Here is a 3,742-nt window from a genome sequence, read left to right as displayed (position 1 = left end):
GAGATGGGGGGGTAAATCGGGGGGTGGGGCGGGGGGTGGAGTCATTTGATCGAGTTGGGGGATTTCGCCCAAGGCTTCGATCAGTTCTTTTTCTCCTAAGATTAACTGGGCGCCTTTGTTGGCTAATTCTAAACAACCGGAGGATTGGGGCTGATCGAGGGAGCCGGGTAAAGTGTAGACATCTCGCCCAAATTCGTTGGCGTAACGGGCGGTAATTAGGGCGCCGGAACGGCGGGCGGCTTCGATGACGAGGACAACGCGACTTAATCCGGCGATGATGCGGTTGCGGGGGGGGAAGTTTTTGGCTTCGGGTGGGGTGCCGGGGGGGTAATCACTCAAGATTAAGCCCTGTTTTGGGATTTGCTGGTAAAGATGGGTGTTGCTGCGGGGATAAATTACATCAATGCCTGTGCCTAGGACGGCTATGGTGCGTCCTCCGACGGCTAAACAACTTTGATGGGCGATCGCATCTACTCCACTCGCTAGCCCGGAAACTACGGTAAACCCATGTTTGGCTAAGGTTGTACTGAGTTTACGCGCCCAACGTTGACCATATTCGGTGACGTTACGGGTTCCCACAATCCCAATGAGGGGGGTTTTGCCTTGATTCTCGGCTAACTGGACTTGACCGCGATAGTATAACACGGGGGGTAAACTAGGAATCTCTAGCAATAAGCGGGGGTATTCGGGATCCGGGGGAATCCAAAACTGAAACCCCTTGTCTTGACAATCTTTGAGTAGTTTTTCTGGGTCAAGGTGCGATCGCCTCCCCTCAATCGCCCCCAACAATTTCGGCCCCACCCCTTCCACCTCACGCAATTCTCCAGCCGAAGCCTCCCACGCCTTGCCTAAACTGCCGAAATGCTCATAGAGACGCTGGCTTAATACTGCCCCCACTCCCTCCACTTTTAACCAAGCTAACCAGTAAGCCCGTTCTTCTAGCAATGTTTTCTCCTCGATTGAACCGTCTCTATTTTATCCCCGCCCCTTGCCCTCGCCCTTTTTGCAAATTGTTAGAAAAAATTTTGCCATTTAACAGTCTTCTAAGGGTTCTCGGTTGAGCATATCTCGATATTGTCGCCATGGGGGGAGATACTCATCCATATAAGCCTTAAAACGGTCATTGTGATAACGTTCTAATAGATGCACTAACTCATGAACTACCACATATTCCAAGCACTCTATGGGCTTTTTGGCGAGTTCTAAATTTAGCCAGATGCGGCGCTGAGTGATATTACAACTCCCCCATTTAGTCCGCATTTTCTTAATGCCCCAATCAGTCACATTTTCCCCGATAATCGGTTGCCATTTATTTAGCAATTGTGGTATAATCTCCCGGAGTTGTTGGCGATACCATTGGGCTAAAACTTGGGCGCGATTGTCCCGAGAAGTTCCGGGATTAACGAATAGTTGTAATCGGGAAGCATTGAAGATTTTAACTTCATGTTTCCCCCGGCGTTCTATGACTTCTAAGCGGTAACGTTTACCGAAAATATAATGACTTTCTCCTGATACCATTTCCCGCTTCGATTGACGGGGTTGGGCGGCAAATTTAGTCTGTTGTTTTTTAATCCAAGAGAGGCGGGAAATTATCGCCAGTCGGATATTATCATCTGTTAGCTGAAATGGCGCAGCTACCCGCACCCGCCCCTCTGGGGGATAAACTCCAATATGCAGATTTTTAATGGATTTCCGAATCACTTGCACGGGAATTTCTGCAATAGTAACCTGGTATTCTGTGGGAGATTTACTGATAGTCATGCTGCTGTTTAATTAACTCTAGCAGTTGGTCTAGGTCTGGGTCTAGTTTAGCATTACTCAGGATAGAATCAACGGCGTTTTTAACTTCTCTTTCTTTGAAACGATTACCAATCCAGCCGTCTTTTTTGGTAGTTTTCACAACTTCATCAATAGCTAAGGCGATCGCCTCATTTTTGCCTAGGTTATCGTAGAGGGAACGGAGGGCGGAGGTATTTAAGGAAGGGGGATAATTTCCCACGGCTGACCCGGTGGGGTCGGTCACTTGTCGGGCGAGTTGTTTCACCTGTTCCAAATACTCTTGGTAACGGATAGCTTGCTGGTGACGTTGTGCAATCAAAGCATCCAATAACTCGGACATTTCCTCATAGTATTTGGGGTTAATCGGACTCTGATCTAAGATAATTTTGCGGATGTTATTCTCGATGGTTTCCGCCATGATTTCCTCATCTTTCAACCCTTCCGGGAGGCTATCTAAAGCCTTTAAACCCTGATTTACCATAAGCTGCACCAGTCCCAACTCTTCAAAGTCCGCCACTAGGTTACTAGGTTCAGCCCTGATATAGGTATCCATCAGGTAACGCATAGCGGGTTCATAGATTTTACTGTCGATATAGTCGCCACTGGCAATTTTCACCTCGTCTCGTATTTTGCTGTATTGGCTAACCTCCTCTTTAATGCTGGCTGCTTCCTGGGGGGTGTATCCCGCCGCTTCCATTTCGTTGGCGAGGTGACTATAGGCACGAAGGAGGGCGTTAACGGTTTGATAGAGGGCGACCCGTTGGGCTTCGTTGGCGGCGATCGCTTTTTGATCTCTGGTGTCGGCGGCGCAAAAATAATGGAGATAGTCGGAAGTGTGACGGGGACGGGGGACGGGTTCACAGAGGGCGCGGACGGCTTCTAAGGCGGTTTCTAGGCGTTCTTGGCCCTTGGAAAGGCGATCGCTCAATAACCCCGCCACGTCCGCCGCCTCGTAGTCCTCAAAAGCCCCGCTAGTGTAATCTGTAACCGCCCCCTCTAATTGCTGGAACAGGTCTTTATAGTCCACAATATAGCCATATTCCTTATCTTCTCCATCAAGGCGATTAACCCGACAAATCGCCTGAAATAAGCCATGATCTCGCATGGTTTTGTCAATATACAAATAAGTCGCCGGGGGTGCATCAAAGCCCGTTAACAGCTTATCCACCACAATTAACAGGCGCATTTGTCCCGGTTCATCAATAAAGCGCCGTTTAACCTCCTGCTCAAATTCCCCCACCCGATACATGGCTTCATCTTCCGGCTGGTTAAAATAGTCCGCCAACATACGCCGATAAATCCCATACTGGTGGAGTTTTTCCGTCAGTCCCTCCCCCGTTTCCTCCCCTTTAATATCCGCCGGGGAAGGTTTATAACTGGTGATGATCGCACATTTACCCTTAAAGTCCGTTTGGCTGAGAATTTCGTAGGTTTTGCAGGCTTGATAAATGCTGCTACAGACCAGCATGGCGTTACCCCGTCCGTCCATTAGTCGGGGTTTGGTTGCCATGTCTACGAGAATATCGTTAACAATTTGTTCGAGGCGAGACTTACTAGAGAGGAGTTTTTGCATCGTCCCCCATTTCTTTTTAAGTTGGGTTTTGGCAAATTCTGACAAGCCGCGAGTTTTCGCCTCAAACCACTGGTCTATTTTCTGGGGACTGGTGAGGGTTTGGTCAATGTCCCGCGCCTCATATCTTGACAACTCCCCGCCGTAAACGGTCGGGGATTCTCGTGTCACAGGGAGACTCTAGCTGGAGTATAAACTCCAACCCCGATATCTTTACCCTCGACGAGCGTTGATACGGTCTGCCCGACCGCATTTAATCCTCTTTCTTTCACCACTTGCGCCGCCGCTACATCCCTATCGGTGGTGTAGCCACAAGTCTGACAGTGGTGGACTCGCTCAGACAACTTTTTCGGGCCGCAATTCGTCCCACAATGGGGACAAATTTGACTTGTG

At 49.2% G+C, this 3,742-nt stretch carries 3 protein-coding genes and 1 pseudogene; all 4 read right to left on the bottom strand.

Features of this window, described 5'->3' with window-relative positions; genetic code table 11:
* Positions 1–945: DNA-processing protein DprA (dprA, locus tag K4A83_RS22310; RefSeq protein WP_265266918.1), on the bottom strand; the 945-nt coding region annotated here is incomplete at its 3' end.
* Positions 946–1,032: 87 nt separating this feature from the next.
* Positions 1,033–1,761: a M48 family metallopeptidase gene (locus K4A83_RS22305; RefSeq protein WP_265266917.1), complete on the bottom strand. Its 729-nt coding sequence runs from the start codon at positions 1,759–1,761 to the stop codon at positions 1,033–1,035.
* Positions 1,748–3,478, bottom strand: a pseudogene (locus K4A83_RS22300) (type I restriction enzyme subunit R domain-containing protein); the annotation flags it as partial. The pseudogene K4A83_RS22300 and the gene K4A83_RS22305, both read right to left, overlap by 14 nt.
* A gap of 38 nt (positions 3,479–3,516) precedes the next feature.
* On the bottom strand, positions 3,517–3,742 hold a 226-nt coding region (locus K4A83_RS22295; RefSeq protein WP_265266915.1), incomplete at its 5' end, for a transposase.

The organism is Spirulina subsalsa FACHB-351, from assembly GCF_026130165.1.
GTDB classification, from domain to species: Bacteria; Cyanobacteriota; Cyanobacteriia; order Cyanobacteriales; family Spirulinaceae; genus Spirulina_A; species Spirulina_A subsalsa_A.
This window is presented reverse-complemented; position numbering and strand designations above follow the sequence as displayed.

Excerpts from the sequence above, each read along its gene's own strand:
- K4A83_RS22305 (WP_265266917.1), bottom strand. The coding sequence starts at position 1,761 with ATGACTATCAGTAAATCTCCCACAGAATACCAGGTTACTATTGCAGAA.